The sequence below is a fragment of the Streptomyces sp. NPDC031418 genome (genome assembly GCF_055581605.1).
In genome coordinates, this window is record NZ_JBVIJC010000032.1 from 70166 (window position 1) to 96515 (window position 26350).

The window sequence follows — 26350 nt, forward strand, 5'->3', positions numbered from 1 at the left end:
CCAGAAGGTCAGCGTTCTGATGAGGCGCTCGCGGTTGGTTCCCGCCGTCCTGCCCTCCGCCGGTCAAGGGTTTCAGCCCATCAAGGGTTATACGGGGCGAAGTGAGCCTAACGGATGTCCGTGCGCGAAGCGGTGGGCGACACGGTGCTCACCCGCCCAGCAGGGCTGACCGCGCTGTCGCCACCACGTGGCCGCGCGCGTCGTACGCCGTCATCGTCGTCGGCCCGTCGCCCGGCTCCGGTGGCGGGCGGCGCCAGGCGTAGGCGATGACGAAGCCCGGGGTTCCCGGCAGTGTCACCACCCGTGCCTCCTCCGCGGGCGGGCTTCCGCTCCGGCGGACGACGATGCGTGTGGGCCTGCCGGGGCCGACGCGGACGGGCATGAGGAACTCGTACGAGCGGTCGACTGAGAAGTCCAGGGACAGCGTTCCCCAGCGCTGGTGCCGGCCGGTGACGGAGTGGCACTCACGTTCGGAGCCGGGGCCGTGGTCCAGGCAGTACCGGTCCGGGGACAGGGCCACCCACACCCCGTGTCCGAGGGCAACGCGTCCGCCGGGGGCGACCACCAGGGGGCCGGTGAGGGAAGGCCGGGATGACGGTGAGGCGGTCGATCACCGGCCAGTCAGGGACGCCGGGGCCGTTCACTGCGCGGGTGAGGTCGTCGGCGCTGATGGTGTGCTGGGCGGCGGCGAGGATGATCCGGGGTTCGGGTGAGCCGAGCGCGTAGTGCTGGCCTTGGAGGTAGGTCGCAGGTACTCGACGGGGTCTTGGGCGTTGGAGGGCTGGACGCTGGCGGCTGCTTCCCACAGCGGTTTCATCAGGTCGGGATCGACTCCGCACTCGTCGCAGATGATCCTGACGTGCCTCCAGGAGACATCGCGCTGGCCGGAGAGCATGCGGGAGACGTAGGACTCGTGGACTCCCATCTGTTCGGCGAGCTCACGCTGCCAGCGGCCGGAGGCGTTGCGCATCAGGGTCAGGGCGCAGGCCAGGCGCTGGCCGGGACGGCGCAGGGTGGGAGTGCCGCCGGCGGCCGTGTTGTGGGCGGGCGCGGCCTGCATGGGGCGTCGGCGGATGGTGAGTGCGCGGTCGACGGAAGGCGGGTCGTATTTCTTGCGCAGCCGGTCCTCGGTGCGCCGGGCGATGGGCGCGAGGTCGGCGAGCGGCTGTCCCTGGCCGCGCTGGCGGACGACGACGACTCCGATCCCCCCCGGACGATCAGGTCGCGGAGGCTGACGAGGTGCTGGAGCAGGTCGGTGTTGGGGGTGGCCGGCGTGTAGGCGCTCAGGAGCAGGGCCTCGGAGACGACGGTGCAGTCCTCGGCAATGTCGCGCAGGGCCTCGGTGCAACGGCTGGCGCGGGCGGGATCGGCCGAAGGTGCCGAGCGGGCCGGCCGGGGGGTGCTGTCAGCCATCTGGAGGCGGGAACGGGTGGACAAGGGGGACCTCTTCGGGGGTGCTGGGCGGGTATCTGTACCGGCCCGCCCGGCCGTAGCTGAGCATGTCGCGTACCCGGGTCTGTTGGCCGGGGCCTTTGGGCTGCCTTGTGGAGCGTCGGTGGGAGACGGCGGAGGGCATTTCGGGGGTGGAGGGGGTGAGGGTCGTGTCGGGTACGACGGCGGCTTGGGCTGTTGCTGCGGCGCAGCTGCTGCAGGCGTCGGTGAGTCGCCAGAGGCGTCCGCCGCATTCGCATGCGAGGAGGAGGCGGATGGGGCCGGTGCAGCCGCGGTGTCGGGGGTGCCGGCGGCAGCCGCGTTCGTGGCAGTGGCAGATGCGCAAGTGCGCGGGGAGCGCGCCGTCGACGCCGGCGTGGACTTCCGGCACGAGACCGAGCTGAGCGGGCTCGCGCAGGAGGCGGACGGCTTGACGGTCGAAGTCTGCGGGCCCGGCGGGGCCGCAGACAGTCTGCGGGCCGTACGTCGTCGCCGCCGATGGCATGCGCAGCGCCGTCCGCGACGCGATCGGGCTGCTCTTCCCCGGCCGCTGCGCCATCCGCTCCGTCGTCCTCGCGGACGTACGCCTCGCCGAGGAGCCCGAGAACCTGCTGACCGTCAACGCGGTCGGTGACGCCTTCGCCTTCCTCGCGCCCTTCGGCGACGGCTGCCACCGCGTGACCGCCTGGAACCGCGCCCATGACGTCCCCGACAGCGGGCCCCTCGACCTCGACGAGGTCAGGGAGGTCACCCGGCTCGCCCTCGGCCGCGACTACGGCATGCACGACGCCCGCTGGATGTCCCGCTTCCACAGCGACGAACGACAGGCCCCCGCCTACCGGGCGGGACGCGTCTTCCTCGCCGGGACGCCGCGCACGTCCACACCCCGGCCGGCGGTCAGGGCATGAATACCGGTCTGCAGGACGCGGCCAACCTGAGCTGGAAGCTGGCCGCCGTCGTCCAGGGCCACTCGGACGCGGCCCTCCTCGACAGCTACCAGGCCGAGCGCCACCGTGTCGGTGAGGCCGTGCTGCGCAGCAGCGGCGGCATCGTCCGCCTGGCGATGGCCAAGCGGCCGTGGGAACTGGCGCTGCGTGCCGCGCTCACCGCCTTCCTGGACACCGTGGGCCCGGCCCGGCGCAGGGCGGTCGGCCAGATCACCGGCATCGGCTACCGCTACGCCGCACCCCGCGGCGCCCACCGCCTCACCGGCACCCGTGTCCCGGACGTCGCCCTCAAGGGCGGCCGCCTCTACGAGGCCCTGCACGGCGGCAGGTTCGTGCTGATCACCCCCGAGGCCTGCAAGGGCCGGGGCGCCCGCAAGGACCGGCTGGCCGTCGAGCGTGGGGCGAGCGATCGGCGCACCACCGTCCTGGTCCGCCCTGACGGGTATGCGGCCTGGGCGGCGGATGCGGCGGACGCGGGGCGCATCGGGGAAGCGGTGGCCCGTTACGTGGGCTAGTGCCCGGCCTCCAGGGTCCCCGCCAGCAAATCCCGGAGCAGGTCGGCCAGTTGGCCGGCCTGTTCGTCGTTCATGGTGGACAGGGCCTCCCTCTGGACGGCGAGGCCCGCGCCGACCGCCTCGTCGATGACCGTCAGCCCCTTCTCGGTGAGCGTCACCTGGAGGGCCCGGCGGTCGTGCGGGTCGGGGGAGCGGCGCAGCAGGCCGGCGCGTTCCAGTTTGTCGAGGCGGCCGGTCATGCCGCCCGTGGTGAGCATCAGGGTCGCCGAGAGCTGGCGCGGCGAGAGGGTGTACGGCTCCCCGGAGCGGCGCAGGGTCGCCAGCACGTCGAACTCTCCGCGTGAGATGCCGTGCGGGGCGTACGCCTTCTCCATGCGGTCGCCCATGGTGCGGGAGAGGCGGTAGATCCGCCCGAAGACCTCCATCGCCCTGGTGTCGAGGTCCGGTCGCACCCCGGCCCACTGCTCGATGATCGCGTCGACGGCGTCCTTGCGCTGTGCACTCATGCCCCGAGTATCCGCGAGCACAGAGTCACTCGCAAGAAAGTAGCTTGACGGAAAGTTGCTTAGCGCTAAGCTAATCACTGCCAAGGCAAGTGACGCAGGCCCCTCTGCGCCCGCCGCCGAGCCGCATCCGATGCCGATTCCGATTCTGATTCCGAGAGGTCGACCGTGGAGAAACCGGACCGCATACCCGGCCAGTGGGCCCTGCCCGTCGCCGCCGCCGTCAACGGCGTCGGCACGGGCATGTACGTGCCCTTCACGCTGGTCTTCTTCCACTACGTCACCGGCCTCTCCTTCACCACCGTCGGGCTGGTGCTGACCGTGACCGGGCTCGTCGGCCTCGCCGCCCTGCCGCTGGCAGGAGCGGCCGTCGACCGGTTCGGCGCGCGGCCCGTGCAGCTCGCCCTGTACGGGGTGCGCGCCGCCGGCTTCGCCGTCTACCCCTTCGCCGGCTCCCTCGCCGCCTTCGCCGCGGTCGCGCTGGTCACCGCCGCAGCCGACCGCGCCTTCCCCGCCGTACAGTCCTCGCTGCTCGGCGAGGTGGCGCGGGGTGCCGCGCGGGACCGGCTGCAGGCCGCCACCCGGGCGCTGCAGAACGGCGGCTACGGCGCCGGTGCCCTGCTCGCCACCCTGGTCATCGCCTTCGCCGGACCCGCCGGCTACACCTGTGCGGCCTGGGGCAACGCCCTGTCCTTCGCCCTCGCCGCGCTGCTGCTGAAGCCGCTGCGGCCGTTGCCCTCCGCCGACGGCAGGGCCGTCCGGCGGGCCGGGGCCGGATACCGGCTCGTGCTCGCCGACCGGCCCTTCCTGGCCGTCACCGGCGCCAACTTCCTGAACGCGCTGAGCTATTCGGCCCTGTCCGTGCTCTTCCCGCTGTTCCTCGTTCAGTGGCTGCACGGGCCCGCGGCGCTCACCGGTGCCGCGTTCACGATCAACACGGTGCTGTGCGCGGCGGCCGGGGTGTACGTCGGCGGGCGGGTGCGCAGGGCCGGTGCACGGCGAACCCGGGCGGCGGCGCTGGGCGGCAGCCTGTTCGCGGTGGCCTTCCTCGGGCTGATCGCGCTGGGCACCCTGCGGCCACAGTCCGGGCCGGTGCTGGGCGGGGCCTTGGTCGCCGTGGTCGTCGTCTACACGCTCGGTGAGCTGATCCACAGTCCCGCCGCCGAGGTCCTCGCCGTGTCGGCGGCACCCGAGGCCGTGCGCGGCCGCTACCTGGCGGCGTACCAGATGTCCTGGTCGCTGGCGAAGGCAGCGGCGCCGTCACTGTTCACGGCATTGCTCGCGGTGGACGGCCGGGCGCCCTGGGCGGTCCTGATCCTCACCTCGGCGCTGGCGGCCGCCCTGCTGATCCGCACGGAACGCCGGCTGCCGGCCAACGCGGTACGGCCGGTCGTGGAGACCGTCGTACGCACAACCTCCCCGCTCGCTTCCCGTGACTGCGAAGAAGTCCCGGCCCTCACCTTGCGCCACCTTGAAGGAACCCGGTCATGAAACGGACCGCGACCGTCCTGCTCACCGCCCTCGCCCCCGTCTCCTGGGGCACCACCTACGCCGTCACCACCCAGTTCCTCCCGGCCGACCGTCCCCTGTTCACCGCCCTGGCGCGAGCCCTGCCCGCCGGCCTGCTCCTGCTGGCCCTCACCCGGGTGCTGCCGCGCGGTGCCTGGTGGTGGAAGACGGCCGTGCTCGGTGCGCTGAACATCGGTGCCTTCTTCCCCCTGCTGTTCCTGTCCGCCTACCGGCTGCCCGGCGGCATGGCGGCCGTCGTCGGCTCGGTCGGGCCGCTGTTCGTGGTCGGGCTGTCCGCGCTGCTGCTGGGGCAGCGGCCGACTGGACGGGCGCTGGCCGCCGCAGTCGTGGCGGCGTTCGGCGTCAGTCTCGTCGTACTGAAGGCGGCCGGAGCACTCGACGCGGTAGGCGTGCTGGCCGCCCTCGCCTCATCCGCATCGATGTCCACCGGCACGGTCCTGACCAAGAAGTGGCGGCGCCCCGACGGGGTGGGCCCGCTCGCCCTCACCGGGTGGCAGTTGACGGCCGGCGGGCTGCTCATCGCCCCGCTCGCCCTCCTCGCCGAGGGCGCCCCGCCCGCCCTGGACGCCCGCGCCCTCGGCGGCTACCTCTACCTCGCCCTCGCCAACACCGCCGTCGCCTACTGGCTCTGGTTCCGCGGCATCGGCCGCCTCACCGCCACCCAAGTCACCTTCCTCGGCCCACTCTCCCCACTCACCGCGGCCATAGCCGGCTGGACGACCCTCGGCCAGGCACTCACCCCAGTCCAACTCGCAGGCATGACACTGGCATTCGCGGCAACGGTGGCGGGACAGGCCACAAAGTCCACTCACCCACGACCATTCAGCTCTGCCGAAATCAACAGTCGAGAAGAATCGACGAACCCGACAGGTGCGTCACTGCAACGCTGAAGCCCCCCCTTCGCGAGGGTCACGCCGAGACGCACCGACCCGCCGGCCCCCGCCCGACACCATCACCACCGCGGAGCCGCCGCCGGAGAACGCTACGGCTGTCACGGCGGCCTGTGGTGTCCAGGTCCCGTCGGCTTTGCGGACGAGGGTCGTGTTGACCGGGACCCACTTGCCCGCTTCCTGGACGCGCTGCGGCATCGAGGAGTCGGAGCGGGTGAAGGTGCCGTCCGGGTTGGCTACCACCACAGTGCCGGTGTCGGTGAACTGATCGATGGTCACCGGCTTTCCGGTGGCCTTTGCCTGCGCGGAGGCGGCCTCGGTGGGATTGAGACGGCCAGTGGTGGATTGAGGATCACTGCTTGACGAAGCAGCCCCGGGCGAGGAGGCCGAAGGGCCGGATGCCGCCTGGGCGGGTGCCGTGCCGATGAGCGAGCCGGCAGCCAGGGCGACGGCGAGGAGACTCGCGGCCGGCCGTAGAACGAACGGCAGGGACCCATCTCTGGGTATGCGGGAGGCCAACATCGAAGTCGGGATCCTTCGCAGCTCATGCGGTTCCCCCCTGGGCCCCGCGCCAGTTCTGCATTCTCAGACGCGGATGCGTGCAGGAGCCATCTTCAGGCGGCCGATGAGCGTCCAACCCGGTCCAACCATGCCGCCGTCCACGCTCTGCTGGCGGCCGGCCACAGCCGCCGCGCGGTCCAACGCCAGCTCGGGATGACCTACCGCACGGTCAAGCTTCTCGCCGACGCCACCACCCCGAAAGGCCTCTTCCACAGCCAGTGGCATGGCCGCCCCTCCGTCCTCGACGAGTACAGACCCTACCTGGACGACCGCTGGAACCAGGGCTGCACCAACGCCTGGAGGGCATGGGAGGAGATCGTGCCACTCGGCTACAAGGGCAGCTACCAGCGAGTTCGCGCCTACTTCCGCACCAAACGTCTTTCGGCCGATCCGGGCGGACCCCGCCCTCGCCCCGCACCGTCGCCGGCTGGATCCTGCGCCACCCCGACTCCCTCTCCGAGGTCGATCGGCTCCGGCTCAAGGCCGTCATGGCTCACTGTCCCGAATTGGAAGCCCTCGCCGGACATGTCCGCTCCTTCGCCCAGATCCTCACCGAGCGACAGGGCCAACGGCTGCCCCAGTGGCTCCACGCAATCCGCCAGGACGACCTACCCGGTCTCCATACCCTCGCCGCCGGCATCGATCACGACCGGGCCGCGGTCATCGCCGGGCTCACGCTGCCCTGGAGCTCGGGCGTCGTGGAAGGGCACGTCAACCGCATCAAGATGCTCAAACGCCAGATGTTCGGCCGAGCCGGCTTCGCACTCCTGAGGAAACGAGTGCTCCTCGCTCCATGACGATGCAACACGTGAAACGCTTCCGGCATCGATCAACCGCACCACAGGAGCCGCGAATGTCCAGGACCGCCGACATCGATCTCGTGTTCGCACGTGCCGTCACCGTGGGCGCCGTGGTGCGATCTCTGGCCGGTGAGGGGTGGTCGCTGCAGGAACCGCTTGGTATCTCCTACGTGGTAAACAACGACGACCTGTTCGACTGGCAGTCGACTTCAACGGACCAGGCAGCTGAGGTCCTGACCCTGGTCGATTCACCGGCCAACATCGACCACCACGTCGGTGTCTGCATCTATCACTCATCTGCGGAAACCGGTGGCCAACTGCTTTTTCATGCTGGCCGATCGCGCTGTTCCTTCATCCCGACGATCGACCGGCGGAGCCTCTCCGGAGCACCAGCCCTCACGGACATGGCCTGGTATCTGAACGCACTGGTGCCGCCCCTGCTTGCCCTGGGGCTGGCCAGCTACGAAGCGAGAGACCTCGCTGACTGAGACTCGTTCGTCAGCAGCTCTCGGTCGACATCCGGACAGCACGCGCATACGGAAAAGCCCTCGCTGCCTACCAAGCCGGTGTCACTCACAGCCACGCGATCACGGAAATTGAGCCAGAGCCGGAGTAGGCTCTGGCGCTGATCTTGTGACGGCGGCGGTTCAAGTTCGCAGGAGGATGCGAGTGCGGAGGAGATCGAGTTTGGCTCGGCCGTACCCGGCGCGCTTGAGGAGCTTGACTCTTGTGACCTGGCCCTCCACCTGGCCAGAACTCCAGGTCGTCGAGAGGCCCGCAGTCACCGCGTCGAGGTCGTGCAGGAGTCCGTTGGCGAACTGGCTCAGGTGCGGCAGGGCATCCTGATCGATGCGCGCGATCCAGACGGGAAGGTCTACTCCGCGATGCTCGTGCATGAGGCCGGCGAAGCCGCGGACGTGCTCGATGGCGGCATCGAGTTCGGGGCACGCCGCACGGATCTCCTTGATGCCGACGGCTTCGTCGGGGCGCAGGCGCTCGGGGTGGGTCATGATCCCGCGCAGGGCCCGACGGGGCTTGGGCAGTGCCGGCGGTGGAGGTGTGGTCACCATGCCCTCCCGCAGCAGGCGGACGTAGCGGCTGACCATCGTCCGTTCGCCGGGGTAGCCCTGGTCGCGGACTTCACGGAAAAGCTGTCGGGCGTTGTGGCAGCCCTCGGTAAAGCGCCGGTAGATGTAGGGCTTGTAGTCGTCCAGTTTGGACCAGCGCTGGGTGACCTTGACCAGCAGCTCGTCGACATTCTCCGCCCGTGCATAGCGGCGGACTGAGTAGTAGTCGAGGTCCAGGTCGCGACTGATACCGCGCAGGGAGCGGCCTGCTGCGTGAAGTTCCTTGACGGCGCGGTGCCGCTCGCGGATGGTCGCGACGATGCGACGGGGCCGGCCGTGGACGTCGAGGAGGCCGTCCGGCATCGGCGGTGGTTCCGGCTCATTGGAGGCAGCGGCGCCTTTACGAGCGGAGCGGAGACAGTTGTAGTGGGCGGCGACCGTCCTCTCGACGGCCTTCGCCAGGTTGTTCCACAGGTGCCACACGTCAGCAACCTGGACCGCCTGCGGGGCGGCCTGCTTGGCGGCCTCCGCGTAGGCCGTGGCGCGGTCCCGGCACACGATCTCCACCTCGGGATGTCCCGCGAGCCAGCGAGCCACCGGCTCGGCTTCCCGACCGGGTAGGACGTCGATCGGTCGGCGGACTTCAAGGTCCACCAGAATCGTGGCGTAGGTATGCCCCTTGAGCAAGGCGAATTCATCGATTCCCAGGACACGCACGGGGCCCGGTTCCTGGAGTGGCGCGGCCCGAAGGAGCCGCAGGAGGGTGTCCTTGGCCACCATCATGCCGAGTCGTCCGGCCAGTCTGGCTCCGGGCCTGCCGACCAGGACTTCGGCCATGCGACACAACTGGCCCCGCAGCACCGGGGTGTACCGGGCGTGCGGGCCAGTCAGCCCCGGTATCTGCTCCGCGAACGTCACCGCCGGGCAGTCGGCAGCCAGGCACTTGAAACGCCATATGAGCAGCACGATCACCACCGGAACACCGCCCAACGGAGCGTCCATCAGGCGCCGTTCGTACCGTCCGAGCACCCGTCTCGAATGCTCCTCGCAGTGCGGGCACCGCGCCGACGACGTACGCGAGCGCGTACGTAACACGACGCCTTCCACTGACCGCTGCACCGACTCAACCACGACGGCCGACAGATGCGGCAGGACCTGATGTAACCCATCTGAACTACACACCCGCACAAACGATCAACCAGGCGACCCGTCACAAGATCAGCGCCAGAGCCGATGAAAGTGCACCGGGCAGGGTGATCCACGAGCCCCTGGTCCAGGAGTACGGGGTCGCGATCAATTACCAGCGGGTGAAGCTCTATCTGCAGGAAGCCCGGCCCCGGATCGCGGAGGAACTGGGCATCGGCCCGGGTGAGCTGGCGGGCCTGCACCGGCGGTTCGAGGTCGTCCCCGGTGCTCAGGCCCAGGTCGACTGGGGAGAAGCGGGCAAGATCCTCGCCCATGTCGGCATCCCGGAGGTCTATTCCTTCCACATGACGCTGTCGTACTCGCGCGACCCGTTCTGCTGCTTCACCACACGTCAGGATCTGGCGACGTTCTCCGACTGCCACCGGGCCGCGTTCGCGCACTTCGGCGGGGTGCCGATGAGCATCGTCTATGACCGCACCAAGACGGTCGTGCGCCGGCACGTCGCCCCGGGTGAGGCGGTTCCGCTGCACCCGGAGGCAGTCGCCTTCCCCGGGCATTACGACTTCGACATCGACGTGCTGGCCGCCTACCGGCCTCAGGGCAAGGGCCGGGTCGAGCGGCAGATGAACATCGTCCGCGACCACGTCCTGGCCGGGCGGGCCTTCTCCTCCATCGAGGAACTCAACGCCGCCTTCGCCGCCTGGGTAGCGCTCCGGCGGAAGGTCCACGGCACCCACGGTGAGGTCATCGGACGCCGGGCCGTGCGCGACCACATGGCCCTGCGTCCGCTGCCAGCGCCCTGTACTACGCCCTGCACCTTGACTACTTCACGCCGTGGCCGTGGCTGTCGGGCTTCCTGGCCGCTCACGTCCTGCTGGTGCTGTTGCTGACCTACAGAACCGTGATCACGCAGGTCGCATTCCCCTTCACCGTGCTCAACCGTCGGGTCAAGAACGTCCTCGTGGGCGTGCTGGTCGCGGAGCACCTGGGCATCGCCACCCTACTCGCAATCCCGTTCCTGCCCCTCGCAATGGTGGTCTGCGACCTGGTGTTCCTGCCGACCGCTTTCCTGAACGCGCTCGGCATGCGGTGCGCCGCCCTGGTTCGCCGTCCGGTCCCCGGCGCCCCGTCCTCGGCAGCCGGCTGACCGGACAGCCTGGGCCCTGTTTCTCCATCTCCTTTCCCCCCACCCCTACCGCGGGGCCTCCTCCTGCTGACGCAGGAGGAGGCCCCGCGGGCGTGCAGCCCCGTCGCGGGACGCCGGACGGCCCACCTCACCGGGCAACGAGACCCGGCAAGACGTGGTGGGCCCGCCCACGACCCTCCTCTCCCTCCTGGCCTTCGCGCCCGGTGCAGCCCACGCGCGAGCCCGCCTTGTCTGCGGGTGGAAGGTCGGGGCCGCCCAGTGGGCAGACCCTTGATGGGAGGCCGCGGAGCTTCCCCGGTTTCTGGTTGTGGCCGTCCTCCAGCTCCGGCAGCCCGCGCAGCCGTCACGCGCGAGCAACACCCTCGACGGCCGATCTGTCTCCGGACCGACGCCATTGCGGCCGACGCGTCGGAGTCAGGAACGGGGTAGCCGCCACCGGTGCGTCTGCGCGCGGACTCGCTCCGCAGGCATGTCCCGGACCAAGTGGTAGAGGTTCTCAAAGTACTCCTGCCACCTGTTCGGGTCCGGCAGGGCATTCTGCGCCCTCTTGGCCCGTTCCACCGCCACCAGCGGCTCCACGCGTTCCCACACCGCGATCACCGACCCGCCCAGGTATCCGGACACGGGCTCGATGTCCACCACGCCGTGTGCGACCAAGGCCCCCAAGTTGTCGTAGTACCAAGCAAGTTCGCGGACCAGGTCTCGCCCGTCCTCCGGAAGACCGGCCAGCCCAGCGGACAGGTCACAAGCAGGCAGTTCCTGGTGGACGAACTGCCGTGCCTGCGCCAATCGCACGCTGCGATGTTCCCGAAAGAGGTCCACCAAAACCGGCAGCGTGTTGGCATGCTCCGTCAGCCGCAACTGCCGCAAGGACACAGCGCCTGAAACCATCAACGCCACCACCGACACCACCAACGCCGCGATCTCCATGACGCCCCCCGGCATAGACAGTCAGCTCACTCGGCCCCTGCTCCCTTCCCCCTACGCCCCACCCCCCACACTCACCGATGAGGCATAGCCGCGGCACTGCCCCTCACGCATCAACCACTCAACAGCCCGACACCAGAGCACCACCGCGGGCATCATCGGCGACGTCGCCAGCCCGTTGCGGCGCCCCTGACGGTGCTGCTGGGCCGCGATGACCCCGCAGGCCGTCTGCTGCTCTGCCCGCCGGCACCCGCACCGGCCACGGGCGCGGCGACCTCGCCGACGCGCAACCGGCTGAGCGCGCCCTGATCCCCGGCCGCGCCGCCCATCCCGCCCGTCCCTGCAACAGTAGGCGCAACGCTTGCCGCACCCCGGATCCTGGCGGCGTACGGCGTGCGGCGGCCGGGCGGGGCGCCCTGGCAGTCCCACGCCAGCAGGTGGACGAGCACCGGCCGCGCAGACAGGAGGAGCAGGGTTCCACTGCCGAGTCTGCGGGGCCGGTGCATGACTCACGTACCCTGCGGTGCGTCCGATAAGCCCGATCCCTCCCGGCCGCCGCACACGCCAGTGGGCCCGGCCGTCACGGCCGGGCCCACTCATTTCTTGCGCTGGGGCGCTTCGTGCGCCGGGTGCCTTCCGTCTACCAGCGATACCAGCGGCCCTTGCGGCCCGCGCCGTCCGCCGTCCGGACGACGAAGCCGAGCAACCACACGACGAGCACGATCACTGCGATCCACCACAGCGCCTTCAGGGCGAAGCCCGCGCCGAAGAGGATCAGGGCCAGCAGAAGAACCAGAAGCAGGGGAACCATCGTTATCAACCTCCTGGCCACCGGATGCCCTTACTTCAGTCCTACAAGCACACAAAATATGAGTTACTTCCAAGGAGTGAGGGGCATATGTGCGCCGTATGCCGTGGACGATTTCCCTCTCTCTGGCACCTCACTCGTCGCAGCCACGGGGGCCCGGCTCCAGCGGGAATTCGGGGGCGAGCAGTCCGTGAGGGTCGTGGAGCACGGTGTCGCTCACCGGCGCCCCGCCGCGTCGTCCTGGTTGTGGTCGCCGGAGCAGGCTGGGCGAGGAAGCGGGCGTAGCCGCGGTCGGCGCAGGCCAGCAAGGCCAGGGAAGGCCGGCAGAAGGCAGGCGGCTGCAGGCCGCGCTTCCTTCGGGTGCGGGACCGGCGGGTGTGGGTGCGCTCATGGGGCACCGCCTTCGGAGCTCTGCGGGTGCGGCACCGTCTCCGTCGTCGCCACGGGCCGCCCTACTCGGTCGGGTGAATACGCCAGGAGGGGAGAACTGCATGCGGTGCGGGCGTGTGGTGCCTGGCATGAAGCCGATCAGCGAAGTACATGTGGCGGAGCCGGGCGTGGCCGTCGTCGAGGTCGCGGCCTGTGACGACCGGACCGCGTTCGCGGTCCAGGAACTACTCGCCAGGAGATGGGCGACCGCGATCGCGGACACCACGACCCGGGCTCCCGGGGAGCCCGGCGTCCGGCTGCGCTGCTACCTGGACGTGCGCCAGGAGCTCAGCCCATAGCACGGCCGAGGACGTGCGGTCCCCGTGCAGGCACGGCCGATCAGGCGGCGGTCTTCTTGCGGCGGCGGCCGCTGCGGGCGAGGGCGTCGATGAGTTCCTCGCGGCTCATCTTCGACCGTCCGGGAAGCTCCTGCTCGGTCGCCCGCTGGTACAGATCCGTCTTGCTCAGCTTCTGCAGCTCTCTCTTGCCGCCAGCACCGTGGGTGCGGGACCGCGCGGCCCCGGCCTTCTTCGGCGGCGCGTTGCGCACCGGTGCCTTGGCCGCCTTGCCCGCCGCCGACCGGGCGGCCGCCTTCCGCGGCACTGTCTTCCCCTTGCGCTGGGCGGCCGGCTCCTGGCCGCCGCAGCCGGAGCGGGCTGCCTGCAGACTGCCCTGGAGGACCTTCATCAGGTCGATCACGTTGGTCGCCTCCGGCGGCTCCTCGGCCGCTGCGATCTCCTGCCCCTCGGCCTTGGCCGTGACCAGCTCGCGGACCTTCTCCTGGTAGGTGTCACGGTAGCGGGAGGTGTCCCAGTCGGAGCTGAGCGCGTCGCCCAGTTGCAGCGCCATGTCCAGCTGCTTGCCGCGCCCCGCCCGGCCCGAAGGCAGCTCGGGAAGCTCCTGGGCCGGGTCACGGACCTCATCCGCCCAGTGCAGCGTCTGCAACACCAGCACCTTGTCCTCCGCCCGCAGCGCGGTCAGGTACTGCTTGTTACGCATCACGAAGGTGGCGATCCCCACCTTGTCCGCCTCCGCGAGGGCGGCACGCAGCAGCTCGTAGACCCCTGTGTACTCCTTGCCGCGGGGAGCGATGTAGTAGGTGCGGTCGAAGTAGACCGGCTCGATCCGCTCAAGGTCGACGAAGTCGGTGATGTCGATGGTCTTGGAGCGGCCCGGCGCGATCTCGTCCAGCTCGTCCGGCTCGACCACGACATACTGGCCCTCGTCGAGCTCGAAGCCCTTGACAATGTCGCTGGTCTCGACCTCGTCGCCGGTGCGCTCGTTGACCCGCTTGTTGCGGATCCGGTCCGAGGTGCCCCGCTGCAGCTGGTGGAAGTGGACCGTGTGATCCTCGGTCGCCGTGTACAGACCGACGGGGACGGTGACGAGCCCGAAGGTAATCACACCCGTCCAGATCGCCCGAGCCATCACCATGCTCCATCCCATGTCACCCAGCACCTGCTGCTTCCACGCTCGCACCGCCGCCCGCCCCACGCGCGCCCAGCCACACCCCAGCCACCTGATTGGCTGCCGCCGGCCGGCGCGCCGGGGATGGCGTGACCTTTCTGCACGGCCAGCCGTTGGGCACGGCACGCGTACCGGACGCCGTCCTCCCTGCGGACGTGTGCGCAGTCGAGGGGCCCGAACCGTGCCCGGCCTTCGGGCCCCTCCCCCGGCCACCGCAGCGTGCGCCGGGAACGGCAGGAGGCAGGGGTTGCCGGATCCTCGGACGTTCCGGGGCACAGCCGGGGCAGCCGCAACTACCCGCCGACCGGTCAGGCGATCAGGGTGAAAAGACGACGCCGTACTGCCTAGCGAACCGGTTGGCCTCCGCCGTGGAACCGCACATCGAACGTAGGTAGAAGGCATAGGCCACCGACTCGACCTGCGCCTCGTCCAGGCACAGCGCCCACCGTTTGCCCACCCGGTCAAAGCACGCGGTCCGCACCCGCTCCGCCAACCCAGCCGCCGGCGGCACCCGCAACCGCGCCCCGCTGCTCAGGTACACGCGCAGGGCATCCATCTCCGCCGGCCGCAGCTCGACCAAACGCTCCCCCTCTGCCGGGCACTGCCGCCGAACCGGGACAGGACTGGCATCGGCGTACGTCACAACGTCATGGCCGTACGAGGCGAGCCTCGCCGCCCACAAGATGGGCCGGCCCGCATAGGCGGACAGCTCCGCCCGCACCAACACATCCGCCAGCTCCGCCAACCCCTGCCCGGCCGCCGCCTCCACCGCCCGCTGATACTGGGGACGCAGCTGACCAGACAGCACCCACCCCCACTCCGCCTCCCCGTCACGCAGAACCCGCAGCGCCTCCAGCCAGGCCTTCCTCCCCCGCACGCCCACACCACCCTTCGACGCAGCCCGACACCGGTGGAAGAACGTTAGGAGCCGGGCTGCGGCCAACGCCCCAGAACAGCCGAAAGATCACCGGCACGTGCGAGGAATCCGCCGGAACGGCGGGTCGGTGCAACGGCAACCGGAACGCCGCTGAACACATCCGCGAGCACTGCCTGCTCCGCACCTGGGAAACAAGCTCCGCCCGGCCCCCTTGCCGTCAGCGCCGGCGGAGTTCCTCCGCCCAGTTCCGGAGCTGGTCCTCGAGGACGACGTTGTCGCCGCGGGCCACGGTCTGGAGCAGCTGGGCGCATACGGTGGCTTCGGCGGCCAGGCCGGCCGGGCTGCCCAGGATGGGGAAGGTGGCACGGACGCGGGCGGCGGTGTCCGGCTGGAGCAGGGTGTAGGCGTAGAGGGTGGCGGCGTCGTGCCCCTCAGGTGCTCGGCCCCAGCCCTCCCAGTCCAAAAGCTGAAGGGGCGATGCGGTGAGGTTCGCCCAGTGCACGTCGGCGTGGGCGGTGGTCCAGCAGGTCACGACCGGGGCCGGGATGCCGACGAACTGGGCGATGACCCGGTCCATGTACTGCTGTCGTACAGCGACGCGGTCGGTGCCAGCGGCCGCCACCTTCTGAAGCACCCCGGCGAGCTGCTGCCACCAGGAGTCCGGCAGCTGGATGCCGTGCCGAAGGACCGGATCCTCGGACAGGACCGGCTGGTCGACGCGCACCGACAGCTCCGCCCGGTAGGCGGTGCCGTCGTCGACGGCGTCGTGGACGGCCAGGAGGGCGGGCCGGTGCCCGTCGAGGTCGCCGAAGGCGTGCTGGGCGTCGAGGGCTCCGTCCCACAGCTTCCCTGACGCCTTGTCCTTCGGTGCGGATACCAGCCGCAGCCACGCCGGTTGGCCGTCGGCGGTGCGGGCCGGGGCACCCAGGGTGCGCCCAGCCCACCCCCAGAACTCCCTGCCCGGCTCCACTCGGACGTCCAGGGCCGTCGCGGCGCGGGCGTGGTGGACGCGCAGGCGGCGCTCGGTGTCCGGGTCAGTGGGTGGCGAGTACACCAGTGATCTCCCGCACTGGGCGGCGGTCAGGGTGGGTTGGGCGACGGCGTCGGCCGCCTCGCTCCAGTGTGGCGCACTGGAGGCGGCGATGAGGACGTCCGTCACTCCTGGGCATGACGCCACGGTGAGGAGGCACGCCTGTGCGGGGGTCAGGCCCGGCCGGATGAGGTCGGCGAGCTCCTGGTCGACTATGCCGGGCAGCTCGCCGCCGTGCAGCGGTGCTGATGCCATCACCCGCAGCCCCGCGCCGACGGCGGCCGGGGGGCCCTGGCCGTGAAGGGCCTGGACGATGGGCGTCATCATCACCAGGCTGACCGGCAGCTGGACCGCGGCCAGGTGGTACTCCGTCCCGCCAGCGGCTTCGGCAGCCAGGGCGAGCAGCTCCCCCACTGTGAACGCCTCTTCCTCCAGGCCCGCCCACGTAGCGACCCCATACCCGGTCACGCGCCCTGCCGCCGCGGCTTCCTCCAGGACGGCGAAGGCGTCACGGACTGTGTGGTGCAGGGCGCTCCGGTCACCGGGGTGGGCGCGCTCGGGGTTGTGGAGCAGGACCAGGTCCAGCCGGTCGCGCCCGAGTTGCTCGCGGTTGCGGGCGATCTGCCAGCACGTTGTCCGGGGCGAGGCTGTGCCCGGCCGGGGCCTGGTCCTCGGTGAGGACGTCAGCGTTCACTGCATCGGAACCGATGGCTGCGGTGAAGTAGCCGGCCTTCGTGGAGACCCGCAGCGTCGGGTGGGCGGCCAGACGAGTCTTGCAACGCTCGATCAATCGGCGGCGACCCTCCACGGACACTGGTGCGTTCGCGTGGGTCATGGTGTGGTCGAGTCCGTACGGGACGCGTGGTGCCGTGCGGCGGTGACGATGAGGGAGACATTCTGCCCACCGAAGCCGAAGGAGTTGCTGAGCACGGCCTCCTGGGGGACGTCTCGTCGCTCTGCGGCGACATCGAGATCGATGTCGGGCCCGACGCCGGCCGCGGTGAGGTTGCGAGTCGGGGGGATGACGCCGTGCTCCACGCTGAGAACGGCGATGAGCGCCTCGATCGCCCCCGCCGCGCCAAAGAGATGACCAAGCGCCGCCTTGGGGGCCGTCACGGTGGCGCGGCCGAAGACCTGCCTGATCGCGTGGGCCTCGGCGACGTCGCCGACCGGAGTTCCGGTGGCGTGGGCGTTGATGTGGCTGATCTGCTCAGGAGCCAAACCGGCTTGCGCAAGGGCCTTCCGCATGGCCGAGATCTGACCGGAGCCGTCGGCAGCGGGCGCCGTGATGTGGTGAGCGTCTGCGGCGATACCGGCGCCCGCGAGGACCGCGTGGACGCGCGCGCCTCGGGCGCTGGCATGCTCGGCGCTTTCGAGCACCACGACAGCGGCGCCTTCACTGAGGACGAATCCGCTGCGGTCCGCGGCGAACGGCCGGGACGCTGAGGCAGGTTCAGCGGTGTGCCGCGACAGTGCTTGTGCCTGGGCGAAGCCGGCGACGGTGATCGGGGTGATCGCGGCCTCGGTCCCGCCCGCGATGACCACGTCCGCCTCGCCGGCGCGGATGAGCCTGGCTCCCAGAGCGATTGCCTCGGCACCGGAGGAGCATGCCGAGACGGGCGTGTAGACCCCGGCCCGTGCGCCGTATTCGATGCTGATCAGCGCCGCCGCCGCATTCGGCATGAGCATCGGGACCGTGCGTGGCGAGACGCGCCGCGTCCCGGCCACCTCCAGCACGTCGTCTTCCTTCAGCAGCGTCCGCACGCCCCCGATACCCGTGCCGACCGATGATGCGAGCCGGTCCGGGTCGACCCGCGGGGCACCTGCATCGGCCCAGGCTTCCGCCGCCGCGGTGAGGGCTGCCTGCTGCGAGCGGTCGAGCCGCCTGACCTGCACCGGCAGTAGCGACTCGGCGGGATCGATCGCCATCGTCCCCGCGACGGTGTCGGGAAGACCAGTGTCCTCGTGACCGGGTAGGACGCCGCCGCGGATGCCGGACTCGCCGGCAAGCAGGGCTTTCCAGGTGGATTCCACGTCTGCCCCGAGTGGTGTGATCGCGCCGAGTCCGGTCACGACGACTTCAGTCCGGTGCATACCCTTCAACCTTTCTTGTATGCGATACAAGCAAGCAGGCATCGTTGTATCACATACAATTCGGGTGTGGAGAAGAAGCGAACCGAAGCTCGATCAACGTCGACTCGGTCGCGTGACCGCGGTCGCGCGACGAGGCGCCGGCTGATTGAGGCAACTGCCCGGCTCTGCATGGAGCGGCCCGGCGCTGAGGTGAGCGTCGCGGAGATCGCGAACGCGGCGGGCGTCTTCCCCAATCAGGTCACCTACTACTTCGGCTCCAAGGACTCGCTGCTCGTGCACGCCGCCTTTCTCGGCTTGCTGCACGACGCCCGACGGATCGAGCGCATCGGTCGCCAAGCCCCCGATGCGGCGACATTTCGGCGCAACATCGCCCGCGCCGTACTGGCCATGCCCTCGCTCCCGTCAGTCGCGCGAGCCCTCGCCGCCGGGGTCTCCAAGCCCGAACTCGCCCCGGTGGTCGACCAGCACCTTCAGTTGCTGTTCCGGCAATCGGAGCGCTTCGTGAGCCAGCTCATCGACAGTCGCGGTTGGAGGACCCGTCGACCGCTCAGCGTGGAGACCAGGACGTTCTGGAGCACCGCGCTCGGCGCAGTGCTGCTCGTCCGCGCCGGGGCACACGGCACCAACGCCGACCTCGACCTCGCCGGAGCGTTGACCATCCATAACGAAGCCGATCTCGGTTAGCTCAGTCGAACAGGGCGGCGACGACGTGCGCGGTTCCCACGCGACGGTGGCCTTGTCGCGGTCGGTGTGTCTGCCGTCGCCGACGAACTCCACTGCTGCGGCTAGTGCCGTATCAGACAACGTTCGCCCTGTGTTCGATGTGAGATATGGTCCTCAGCCATGGGCGAATTGGTGTTGATCAGGCACGGCGAGACCACATGGAGCCGGACCGGACAGCATGCTGGCCGCACTGACCTACCGCTGACCAAGGCGGGGGAGGATGCGGCACGTGCGCTCGCACCTCGACTGGCCGAACGGGAGTTCGTCGCCGTCTACAGCAGCCCGCTGACTCGCGCCGTGCGGACCGCCGAACTGGCGGGGCTGAGCGGCGCGGAGCCCGACACCGACCTGATCGAGTGGGACTACGGCCGCTACGAGGGGCTGACCGCCGAGCAAATCCAGGAACTCAAGCCCGGCTGGGAGCTGTGGCGCGACGGCGTCGACGCCGGCGAGGACCTCGGGCACGTGACGGTGCGGGTCGACGCCTTCCTCGGCCGGGTCCGGCCGCTGCTGGACAAGGGCGACGTGGCCGTCGTTGCGCACGGCCACCTGTCACGCATACTCACCGCGCGCTGGCTCGGGCTCGACGCTTCGGCCGCGCGGCAGTTCGGGCACCCGCATCCGGGGACGATCAACACGCTGGGTTATGAGCACAAGCTGCCAGTCGTGCTCGGGTGGAACGTGCCGTAATGAAGGCTGTCCATATCCCGTCCAAGGTGTGGCTACTGCCGTGCGGGTAGGCGACGTTGGCCCTGGCGACGACGGAGTGTAGGCGCCGGTCGTCGGCGTGGCGATTTCGCCACATGATGTAGCGGCGGATCGTGCTGCCCTGCTCCTTGTGGCTGGTGCCCTCGAGGGTGAAGTAGCGCAGGGCGGTGAACTGGGCTTCTATGCGGTCGAGCCAGGAGCTGTTTGTAGGGGTGTAGGCGATCTCGACGTTGTTCGCCGCGGCCCAGGTGCCGACCCGCTGGGAGAAGTTGTCACAGACGATCGCGATACGGACCTCGGAAGGGTAGAGGGTTCGCACGTAGCGGCAGAGCTCCAGGAACTGGGTGCGCTTCTTGACCGGCTTGATGTGGCCGTAGAGCTTGCCCTTGGCCAGGTCCAGGGCGGCGAACAGGTGCCGTACTCCGCCGTAGCGGTTGTAGGTCGTCCGCCGCCTGCGGCGGGGTTCGCGGTCGGAGCCCTTGTGTTCGCCGGAGCGCTCGGCCCCACTGCCGGCCGGGTGGGGCAACAGGTCGAACGGCCCGAACTCGTCCATACACAAGACGACTTCGAGCTCGCCCTCCTCGGGTATGGCCTCGCCGTCGGCAATCGCGTAGAGGTGTTCGACGCGGGCCTTCTTGGCCGCGTTGTGAACGACGGCGATATTCCCCAGGGGTCCTGTCGGCGTAATTCCCCACCCTCTGGGCATCGGCTCGGCGGTCGACTGCCCAGGGTGAGCCCGCGGGACGGGCGCCGATCGCAAGGGCGTGCGAGATGCCTTTGCAGTGCTTGAGACGCAGAGGAAGTCAGCTGCGGCACGAAGGGTCATCGTCTAGCCTCGGGCTCCATGAATCGTCCCGCCGTGCCACCCCCGTTGTCCGAGGCCGAAGTGATCGAAGCCGAGGCCGAACTCGGAGTCGCCTTCCCCAGCGAGTATCGCCGCTACTTGCGGCAGGTGAGTGCGGGCGGGGCGGTCGCCCAGCTTGAGAAGACGGAGAACGGCTGGTGGTGGGCGGGGAACAGCAAGAAGCGACGCGACCTGCTGCCGCTGCCCTTCCCCCACCCGGACTCCTACGAGGATGCCGACGACGAGTTCTTCCGGCGCCAGCCCCGGGCGGAGGACTATCCGGATGAGGACGCTTTCTCGGAGTCCATGAATGCTTGGAACATCGAGTATTGGGACTTCGACGAGCGGAAGACGGCGGGGTCTGTTGTGGCGAAGGAGCACGGTTGCGGATTCGCCACTCTCCTGGTGATCACAGGCCCGCTCGCCGGCACGGTGTGGTGGGACGGACGGGCGACCTGCGACCTGATCATCCCGCTGTCCCTCGATCATGCTGGCGGTGCCAGACCTGTGACCTTCGGTGAATGGCTCGGTCGAGACTCCTGGGACCTGCTTCCGCCCGGCTGGGGATGAGGCCGGGCGTCATCGGGCCGGCATGGGAAGACGGGCCGTGATCCGCGGCAGCGACTCAGCTCCAGGGCTTCTCGCCGGTGGTCTTGGGTCGCTTGTTCGGCCGGTAGCTGGGTCCGTTCATGATGACTTGGTGGCTGGTGTTGATCAGCCTGTCGAGCAGTGATTCGGCGACGACGGGGTTGGGGAAGAGGGGATACCAGTCGCTGGGGGCCCGGTTGCTGGTGATGATCAGCGAGCGTCCCTGGCGCTCGGAGACCAGCTCGTAGAGGTCGTCGGCCTGGGCCGCGGTCAGCTGGCGCATCGCGAAGTCGTCCAGGATCAGCACGTCGGGGCGGATCAGCTCCCGCATCCGCTTGTCCCAGGTGCGGTCCGCGTGGCCGCCGGCGAGCTCGGCCAGGATCCGGCTGGTCTTCGCGAAGCGGACGTTCGCGCACTGGCGGACGGCGAGATGCCCCAGGGCCTGAGCGACGTGTGTCTTGCCCACGCCGACCGGCCCGAACAAGATCACCGACTCGCCGGCGTGGAGCCAGCGCAGGGCGGCCAGGTCGCCACCGGCAGCCCGTCCATGGCTTTGAGCATGCCGACGAAGTCCTCGCGCTGCAGCGGCAGCAGCGCCGCGAGAGCCTCCTCGCGGGCCGTGTCGTCGCGGGCGATGATCACCGCCTCGACCAGCGTCCTGCGGTCGCCGAGGAACATGTGCTCGGTGCGGCACAGGCCGATGCCCTGGGCGCCGAGCCTGCGGGCGCGTGCGGCGTCCTCGGGCGTGTCGGCGTTGGCCCGTACCCGAAGGCGGCGGACGGAGTCCGCGTGGGCGAGTGCCGCCAGGACCGCCTCGGTCAACGGGCCGGTGCTCTCCTCGGTCTCCAGCGCGCGGCCGACGTTGGAGGCGGTGAGCGGCAGCGCACCGAGGTGCACGGTGCCCGCCGTTCCGTCGACGGACACGGTGTCACCCTCGCGTACGACGGCCCCTGTGTCCGTGGTGAGGCGGCGGCCGACCGGGTCGACGGTCAGCGACTCGGCCCCGCACACGCACACCTTGCCCATGCCGCGGGCGACGACGGCGGCGTGGCTGGTCTTGCCGCCGCGGCTGGTGAGGACGGCCTGAGCGGCGATCATTCCGGGCAGGTCGTCGGGGGTGGTCTCACGGCGCACGAGGATGGTGTCCTGCCCGCCGGCGGCTCGGCGCTGGGCTTCGGCGGAGTCGAAGACGACGACCCCGACCGCTGCGCCCGGTACGCCCTGTGCGAGAGGCACGTCGGCGGGGGTGGTGTCGAAGCGTGGGAACATCAGCCGGGTCAGCTCGGCTCCGTCCACGCGGGCCAGTGCCTCGTCGGCCGTGATCGTCTTCTCCTCGCACAGGTCGTGGGCGATACGGAAGGCGGCCTCGGCGGTCCGCTTGCCGACCCGCGTCTGGAGGATCCACAGTCGGCCGCGCTCGACGGTGAACTCGACGTCGCACAGGTCGCGGTAGTGGTTCTCCAGCGTGCGCAGGTGGTCGCCGAGTTCGACGTAGGAGCGGGGATCGAGGGTCTTCAGCCTGCTCAGGGGTACTGCGTCGCGGACTCCGGAGACGACGTCCTCGCCCTGGGCGTCGGGCAGGTAGTCGCCGTACATGCCGCGGGCGCCGGTGGCGGGGTCGCGGGTAAAGGCGACGCCGGTGCCGGAGTCGGGACCGAGGTTGCCGAACACCATCGCCTGGACGTGGACGGCGGTGCCGAGGTCCTCGGGGATGTGTTCGCGGCGGCGGTAGACACGGGGCGCGTTCGCCGTTCCAGGAGTCGAAGACCGCACGGATGGCACGCTGGAGCTGCTCGACGGGATCCTGAGGGAAGTCCTCACCCGTTTCCCGGCGGATGATCGCCTTGAACTCCGCGGTGAGGAGCGCGAGTTCCCCGGCGTCGAGGTCGTGGTCGTCACGCATCCCGCGCTGAGCCTTGTGCGCGGCGATGGCCTGCTCGAACAGGTCGCCGTCGACGCCCATCACCGTGCGGCCGAACATCTGCACGAGGCGCCGGTAGGAGTCCCAGGCGAACCGCTCCTGTCCGGAGGCCTTCGCGAGACCGGCGACGGACTCGTCGTTGAGGCCGATGTCGAGGATGGTCTCCATCATGCCGGGCATCGAGAGCGGGCGCCGGAGCGTACGGAGTCCAGGAGCGGCTCGTCGGGCGCACCGAGGGTGCGTCCCATGGTCCGTTCCAGGTCGGCCAGGGCGCGGGCCTCCTCGATACCGAGTTCGGGTGGCTCCTGCCCCGTGGCGAGGTAGACCTTGCAGGCTTCGGTGGTGACGGTGAAGCCCGGCGGCACGGGCAGTCCGAGCCGGGTCATCTCGGCCAGGCCGGCGCCCTTGCCGCCGAGCAGGCCGGCCAACTCCCGGCTGCCTTCGGCGAACGCGTACACGTACGTCGTCGGTGTGCTCATCGCGCTCTCCGGTCTCTCACTCGTGGGGCACGACGGCCAGCGGGCAGCCGACGTGGTGGACGGCGGCATGGGTGACGGGGCCGATACGCGGAACCGTAGGCCGCTCGGCCAGGCGGCAGCCGACGACAAGGAGGCCCGCCGCGGAGGCGGCCCGGACCAGCGCGGTGGAGGCCTTGCCCTCCACAACGGTCTCCAGGACCTCGGTCTCGGGGTACTTGTCCCGCCACACCTTCAGGACAGCGGACAGGAATCCCTGCCACTCCTCGGCCCGCTCGGGATCGTTGACCAGAGCGATGTCTCCGGGGCCGAGGCTGATGGCAGATGGCGGCTGCCAGGCGTACACGACCCGCAGGCGGGCCTGCCGCAACTGGGCTTCCTCGAACGCGAACTCGATCACCTCGTCGCAGGCATCGGCTAGGTCGATGCCGAGCACCACGTCGAGGTATCCGGTCCGGGTGGACGGGCTGCCGTCGTCCGCCGGGACGTGCTCGTCCTCGGCCTCCTCCCCTGCCCGTACGAGGACCACCGGACGGGTGGCCTTCGCGACCACCCCTTGGGCGACGGAACCGACGAGGAGACCGGTGAAGCCGCTCAGGCCGCGCGAGCCCAGGACCAGCAACTCGGCCTGTTCGGCGGCCTTCAGCAAGGCAGCGGTCGCCGGGCCCTCGACCTGCTCGTCGGTGAGGCGCACGCCGGGTACGGCGCTGCGGACGCGCTCCGCCGCCTGCCGCAGGACCCGGCGCGCCAGATGTCGCTGCGCGGCGTTGGCCGGCGCGCCGTCGTGTCCTCGCGGGTGCCAGCTCCAGGCGTGCACCAGTCGCAGCGGTCGGTCACGACGCACGGCCTCGCGGGCGGCCCACTCGGCGGCCGCGAGGCTCTCGGTCGATCCGTCCACTCCGGCGATGACGGGCGACAGCATGGTGCGCACCTCCTGCACTTGGCCTGCACTTGGCCTGCTTGGTACTGCCAGCGTCTTGCTGGGGAGACCCGGTCGGATATGGGCCGCAAGGGCTTACGCAGGTCCGTTCGGCCCCTGCGCCGGTCCTGGGGCGATCGGCACGGTAGGAGGCGTGAGAGCGGGTCACCCGGGTGCCAGAGAGGCGGTCGCCGTGGGCCACGTCGTCATTGCCTGCGCCAACGGGTCAGGCCGTGGTCATACGGCCGTGGACTGGCGGCGCGCGAGGCGTCTCTGCACGACCTGCCGCTCGAGGTGCGGTACGGCTCACCGCCGACCGATCTGAGTACCACGGCGATGCTCGTGCTCGACCTGTCCGCGGCGGGGGACGACCCCACCGGCCTGGCAACGGGCCCGGCCGCCCTCGTCCCCGTCACAGCTGCGGCGCACCCGGACACACAGGTCACCCTCGGGATCGACGCCGGTCACCCGGCGGAGCGGGCCATCGGCTTCGCTTTCGACGCCGCCCAGGCCCGGGGTGTACGGCTGCACGCTGCACGCCGTACATGCCTGAAACCTTTCCTCCTGTGCCGCCGGGTTGCCCTTCGGTGTTCCCGAGAAGGACCGTGCCACCGGGGAAGACCATGAAGTGCAACTGCTGGCCGACGCGCTGCGGGGGACCCGGGCTTCGTGCAGGCCTTGTCGCGCGAAGCCCGATGTCCGGTCGCCATCGTGCCGTGAAACGTGGGCGGGCCGAGGCGAGGAAGTGACGGCCTAAGCAGCCGTCACTTCCTCTGCGAGCCGCTCCGCCCAGGCCTCGATCGCGGGGAAGTCGCGGAAGTCACCGCCCTTGCCGTTGCGGAGGATCATCCGTGCGACTCTGCCCCGCGTGCCCTGCTTCAGGCAGCCGCCGAAGGTGACGTGCTCCCTGACGCCGAGCCGGTCCATGGCGCGCCGTACGCCGGGCACGGGCGGGATGTTCCGCTCCGCGGCCGAAGTGTCCAGCGGCCCGCTGCTGAAGAACCACAGGGGGCGTTCGGCCAGGGCGCGGTGGTGGCGGCGGACGAAGCGGCGCGCGTCCTTGTGCCAGCGGCCGGCGTACAGTGCGCCCCCGACCACCACAGCGTCGTACATCTCGATGTTCGCCACCGATGGTGCTGGCCGTGCCTCCACCGTCAGCCCCTCCTTGCCCAGCACCTGGGCGACCGCCTCGGCGATCTGCGCGGTCGATCCGTTCGTCGTCCCGTACGCGACCAGGACCCTGCCGGTCATGGCGGTCCGCCTCCCCTCACAGTTTGCGCAGCCAGTCATCGGCAACGCCGTGCAGGGCCTGTTGGACAGGCTGGGCGTGGCTGTCGTCCAGGCGGTAGGTGAGGTTGTCGACCACCGCGACGACGCCGTCGATCTGCTTGGCCATGGAGACGGCGATCTGTGTCTCACTCTTGCGCTCCATGTGGCCGGCGAGCGTGACCACACCCTCCACCACGGAGACGTCGACGCTCTGCGGCGGCAGCCACAGCGCGCGGACAAGGACTTCCTCGACCACCTCGTCGCGGATCTCCGAGTCCGGCCGCAGGAAGACCCGGAGCAGGTCCCGGCGGGTGACGATGCCGACGAGCCGGTCCTCCTCGTCCACGACCGGCAGCCTCTCCACCCGCCGCTGGGCCATGGTCCGCGCGGCCTCGACGATGGTGTCCTCGGCGCGCACGGTGACGGGCGGTTCGGTCATCAGCTGGCCGGCGGTGCGGGCCGCCGCCTTCGCGGCCCTTCGCCTTCCGCCGCGTGTCAACGCCATCGCCCGGAAGCGGCGCTTCGGCTCGTACGGATCGGGTATTCCGGCCTGACGGGCCATCAAGTCAGTCTCGGAGATGACGCCGATGACATTCTCGTCCTCGCCCACGACGGCCAGTCAGCTGATCCTGTGGTGGGCGAGCAGTCGCGCCACTTCCTTGAAGGGGGTGCCGTACGAGGCGCGGACGACGTCCGTGGCCATCACGGAGCCGACCTTGTTGTGCTTCATCAC

Annotated in this window: 26 protein-coding genes and 4 pseudogenes; 11 read left to right on the plus strand and 19 right to left on the minus strand. The window is 70.2% G+C overall.

From position 1 onward, the window contains the following. Positions 1 to 148: 148 nt before the first annotated feature. Positions 149 to 520: a hypothetical protein gene (locus ACZ5CZ_RS35070; protein WP_385847762.1), complete on the minus strand. Its 372-nt coding sequence runs from the start codon at positions 518 to 520 to the stop codon at positions 149 to 151. Positions 521 to 640: 120 nt separating this feature from the next. Next, positions 641 to 1060: a helix-turn-helix domain-containing protein gene (locus tag ACZ5CZ_RS35075; protein ID WP_468948727.1), complete on the minus strand. Its 420-nt coding sequence runs from the start codon at positions 1058 to 1060 to the stop codon at positions 641 to 643. Positions 1061 to 1789: 729 nt separating this feature from the next. Here ACZ5CZ_RS35075 and ACZ5CZ_RS35080 point away from each other — a divergent pair. Continuing rightward, positions 1790 to 2893: pseudogene (locus ACZ5CZ_RS35080) on the plus strand (FAD-dependent monooxygenase); the annotation flags it as partial. On the opposite strand, the gene ACZ5CZ_RS35085 reads toward ACZ5CZ_RS35080, so the two are convergent. Further along, entirely contained in the window at positions 2890 to 3399 is a 510-nt protein-coding gene (locus ACZ5CZ_RS35085) for a MarR family winged helix-turn-helix transcriptional regulator (RefSeq protein WP_385847761.1), read from the minus strand. The pseudogene ACZ5CZ_RS35080 and the gene ACZ5CZ_RS35085 sit on opposite strands and share 4 nt — an antisense overlap. A gap of 165 nt (positions 3400 to 3564) precedes the next feature. On the opposite strand from ACZ5CZ_RS35085, the gene ACZ5CZ_RS35090 reads away from it, so the two are divergent. Together ACZ5CZ_RS35090 and ACZ5CZ_RS35095 are read left to right on the plus strand one after the other, a co-directional pair. After that, positions 3565 to 4887, plus strand: coding sequence for an MFS transporter (locus ACZ5CZ_RS35090; protein WP_385847759.1), 1323 nt, complete (start codon positions 3565 to 3567; stop codon positions 4885 to 4887). Further along, the gene (locus ACZ5CZ_RS35095; RefSeq protein WP_385847758.1) at positions 4884 to 5816 is read left to right on the plus strand and encodes an EamA family transporter; all 933 of its coding nucleotides are present in this window, start codon (positions 4884 to 4886) and stop codon (positions 5814 to 5816) included. The genes ACZ5CZ_RS35090 and ACZ5CZ_RS35095 overlap by 4 nt, the downstream gene beginning before the upstream one ends. Here ACZ5CZ_RS35095 and ACZ5CZ_RS35100 read toward each other — a convergent pair. Both ACZ5CZ_RS35100 and ACZ5CZ_RS35105 read right to left on the minus strand, forming a co-directional pair. Continuing rightward, a complete protein-coding gene (locus tag ACZ5CZ_RS35100; RefSeq protein WP_468948732.1) occupies positions 5802 to 6095 on the minus strand; it encodes a hypothetical protein in 294 nt (97 codons plus the stop codon). The genes ACZ5CZ_RS35095 and ACZ5CZ_RS35100 overlap by 15 nt on opposite strands. A gap of 306 nt (positions 6096 to 6401) precedes the next feature. After that, positions 6402 to 6602, minus strand: a complete 201-nt coding sequence (locus ACZ5CZ_RS35105; protein WP_385847755.1) for a hypothetical protein — start codon at positions 6600 to 6602, stop codon at positions 6402 to 6404. Positions 6603 to 6865: 263 nt separating this feature from the next. Between ACZ5CZ_RS35105 and ACZ5CZ_RS35110 the strand changes: the two genes are divergently transcribed. Together ACZ5CZ_RS35110 and ACZ5CZ_RS35115 are read left to right on the plus strand one after the other, a co-directional pair. Further along, entirely contained in the window at positions 6866 to 7174 is a 309-nt protein-coding gene (locus tag ACZ5CZ_RS35110; protein WP_387056523.1) for a transposase, read from the plus strand. 56 nt (positions 7175 to 7230) lie between these two features. Beyond that, on the plus strand, positions 7231 to 7665 hold the full coding sequence (locus tag ACZ5CZ_RS35115; RefSeq protein ID WP_385847752.1) for a hypothetical protein: 435 nt from the start codon (positions 7231 to 7233) through the stop codon (positions 7663 to 7665). A gap of 159 nt (positions 7666 to 7824) precedes the next feature. Here ACZ5CZ_RS35115 and ACZ5CZ_RS35120 read toward each other — a convergent pair whose 3' ends face one another. Continuing rightward, positions 7825 to 9432, minus strand: a complete 1608-nt coding sequence (locus ACZ5CZ_RS35120) for an ISL3 family transposase (RefSeq protein WP_387056524.1) — start codon at positions 9430 to 9432, stop codon at positions 7825 to 7827. Between the two features lie 29 nt (positions 9433 to 9461). On the opposite strand from ACZ5CZ_RS35120, the gene istA reads away from it, so the two are divergent. After that, positions 9462 to 10280: an IS21 family transposase gene (istA, locus tag ACZ5CZ_RS35125; RefSeq protein WP_468948764.1), complete on the plus strand. Its 819-nt coding sequence runs from the start codon at positions 9462 to 9464 to the stop codon at positions 10278 to 10280. After that, positions 10268 to 10537, plus strand: a complete 270-nt coding sequence (locus tag ACZ5CZ_RS35130; RefSeq protein ID WP_468948737.1) for a hypothetical protein — start codon at positions 10268 to 10270, stop codon at positions 10535 to 10537. Before istA ends, ACZ5CZ_RS35130 begins: the two co-directional genes overlap by 13 nt. A 414-nt stretch (positions 10538 to 10951) precedes the next feature. On the opposite strand, the gene ACZ5CZ_RS35135 is transcribed toward ACZ5CZ_RS35130, so the two are convergent. Both ACZ5CZ_RS35135 and ACZ5CZ_RS35140 read right to left on the minus strand, forming a co-directional pair. After that, positions 10952 to 11467: a DUF4760 domain-containing protein gene (locus ACZ5CZ_RS35135; RefSeq protein ID WP_385847749.1), complete on the minus strand. Its 516-nt coding sequence runs from the start codon at positions 11465 to 11467 to the stop codon at positions 10952 to 10954. Between the two features lie 637 nt (positions 11468 to 12104). Beyond that, the gene (locus tag ACZ5CZ_RS35140) at positions 12105 to 12275 is read right to left on the minus strand and encodes a DUF5670 family protein (protein WP_365669126.1); all 171 of its coding nucleotides are present in this window, start codon (positions 12273 to 12275) and stop codon (positions 12105 to 12107) included. A gap of 515 nt (positions 12276 to 12790) precedes the next feature. Here ACZ5CZ_RS35140 and ACZ5CZ_RS35145 point away from each other — a divergent pair. Next, positions 12791 to 13000 (plus strand): DUF6207 family protein, encoded by a 210-nt coding sequence (locus ACZ5CZ_RS35145; RefSeq protein WP_385847747.1) that lies wholly within the window; start codon positions 12791 to 12793, stop codon positions 12998 to 13000. A 40-nt stretch (positions 13001 to 13040) separates the two neighbouring features. On the opposite strand, the gene ku is transcribed toward ACZ5CZ_RS35145, so the two are convergent. The 4 genes from ku to ACZ5CZ_RS35165 all read right to left on the minus strand — a co-directional run bounded on the left by ku (position 13041) and on the right by ACZ5CZ_RS35165 (position 18169). Continuing rightward, on the minus strand, positions 13041 to 14129 hold the full coding sequence (gene ku, locus ACZ5CZ_RS35150) for a non-homologous end joining protein Ku (RefSeq protein ID WP_385847745.1): 1089 nt from the start codon (positions 14127 to 14129) through the stop codon (positions 13041 to 13043). Between the two features lie 355 nt (positions 14130 to 14484). Continuing rightward, complete coding sequence (locus tag ACZ5CZ_RS35155) at positions 14485 to 15045, minus strand: DUF6417 family protein (protein WP_385847744.1); 561 nt, start codon at positions 15043 to 15045, stop codon at positions 14485 to 14487. 217 nt (positions 15046 to 15262) lie between these two features. Further along, the gene (locus ACZ5CZ_RS35160; RefSeq protein WP_387056527.1) at positions 15263 to 16762 is read right to left on the minus strand and encodes an aldo/keto reductase; all 1500 of its coding nucleotides are present in this window, start codon (positions 16760 to 16762) and stop codon (positions 15263 to 15265) included. Positions 16763 to 16906: 144 nt separating this feature from the next. After that, positions 16907 to 18169 carry a beta-ketoacyl-[acyl-carrier-protein] synthase family protein gene (locus ACZ5CZ_RS35165; RefSeq protein ID WP_385847743.1) on the minus strand — a complete coding sequence of 421 codons (1263 nt, stop codon included), beginning with the start codon at positions 18167 to 18169 and terminating at the stop codon, positions 16907 to 16909. Positions 18170 to 18235: 66 nt separating this feature from the next. Here ACZ5CZ_RS35165 and ACZ5CZ_RS35170 point away from each other — a divergent pair, with 66 nt between their 5' ends. After that, positions 18236 to 18853 carry a TetR/AcrR family transcriptional regulator C-terminal domain-containing protein gene (locus ACZ5CZ_RS35170; RefSeq protein ID WP_385847742.1) on the plus strand — a complete coding sequence of 206 codons (618 nt, stop codon included), beginning with the start codon at positions 18236 to 18238 and terminating at the stop codon, positions 18851 to 18853. A 159-nt stretch (positions 18854 to 19012) separates the two neighbouring features. Further along, entirely contained in the window at positions 19013 to 19582 is a 570-nt protein-coding gene (locus ACZ5CZ_RS35175) for a histidine phosphatase family protein (protein WP_385847741.1), read from the plus strand. A 49-nt stretch (positions 19583 to 19631) separates the two neighbouring features. On the opposite strand, the pseudogene ACZ5CZ_RS35180 reads toward ACZ5CZ_RS35175, so the two are convergent. Continuing rightward, positions 19632 to 20243: pseudogene (locus ACZ5CZ_RS35180) on the minus strand (transposase); the annotation flags it as partial. 201 nt (positions 20244 to 20444) lie between these two features. Here ACZ5CZ_RS35180 and ACZ5CZ_RS35185 point away from each other — a divergent pair. Then, entirely contained in the window at positions 20445 to 21014 is a 570-nt protein-coding gene (locus ACZ5CZ_RS35185; RefSeq protein ID WP_385847740.1) for an SMI1/KNR4 family protein, read from the plus strand. A 55-nt stretch (positions 21015 to 21069) separates the two neighbouring features. On the opposite strand, the pseudogene ACZ5CZ_RS35190 reads toward ACZ5CZ_RS35185, so the two are convergent. From ACZ5CZ_RS35190 to ACZ5CZ_RS35215, 6 genes and pseudogenes are all read right to left on the minus strand, one after another. After that, positions 21070 to 21561, minus strand: a pseudogene (locus ACZ5CZ_RS35190) (ATP-binding protein); the annotation flags it as partial. Then, positions 21519 to 22931, minus strand: coding sequence for a PEP-utilizing enzyme (locus ACZ5CZ_RS35195; RefSeq protein ID WP_387056525.1), 1413 nt, complete (start codon positions 22929 to 22931; stop codon positions 21519 to 21521). The pseudogene ACZ5CZ_RS35190 and the gene ACZ5CZ_RS35195, both read right to left, overlap by 43 nt. A 189-nt stretch (positions 22932 to 23120) precedes the next feature. Then, complete coding sequence (locus ACZ5CZ_RS35200; protein ID WP_385847737.1) at positions 23121 to 23432, minus strand: PEP/pyruvate-binding domain-containing protein; 312 nt, start codon at positions 23430 to 23432, stop codon at positions 23121 to 23123. 16 nt (positions 23433 to 23448) lie between these two features. Beyond that, a complete protein-coding gene (locus ACZ5CZ_RS35205) occupies positions 23449 to 24351 on the minus strand; it encodes a universal stress protein (RefSeq protein WP_468948747.1) in 903 nt (300 codons plus the stop codon). Positions 24352 to 25101: 750 nt separating this feature from the next. Continuing rightward, on the minus strand, positions 25102 to 25599 hold the full coding sequence (locus ACZ5CZ_RS35210; RefSeq protein ID WP_385847736.1) for a flavodoxin domain-containing protein: 498 nt from the start codon (positions 25597 to 25599) through the stop codon (positions 25102 to 25104). Positions 25600 to 25615: 16 nt separating this feature from the next. Beyond that, positions 25616 to 26347, minus strand: a pseudogene (locus tag ACZ5CZ_RS35215) (CBS domain-containing protein). Between the last annotated feature and the right edge of the window lie 3 nt (positions 26348 to 26350).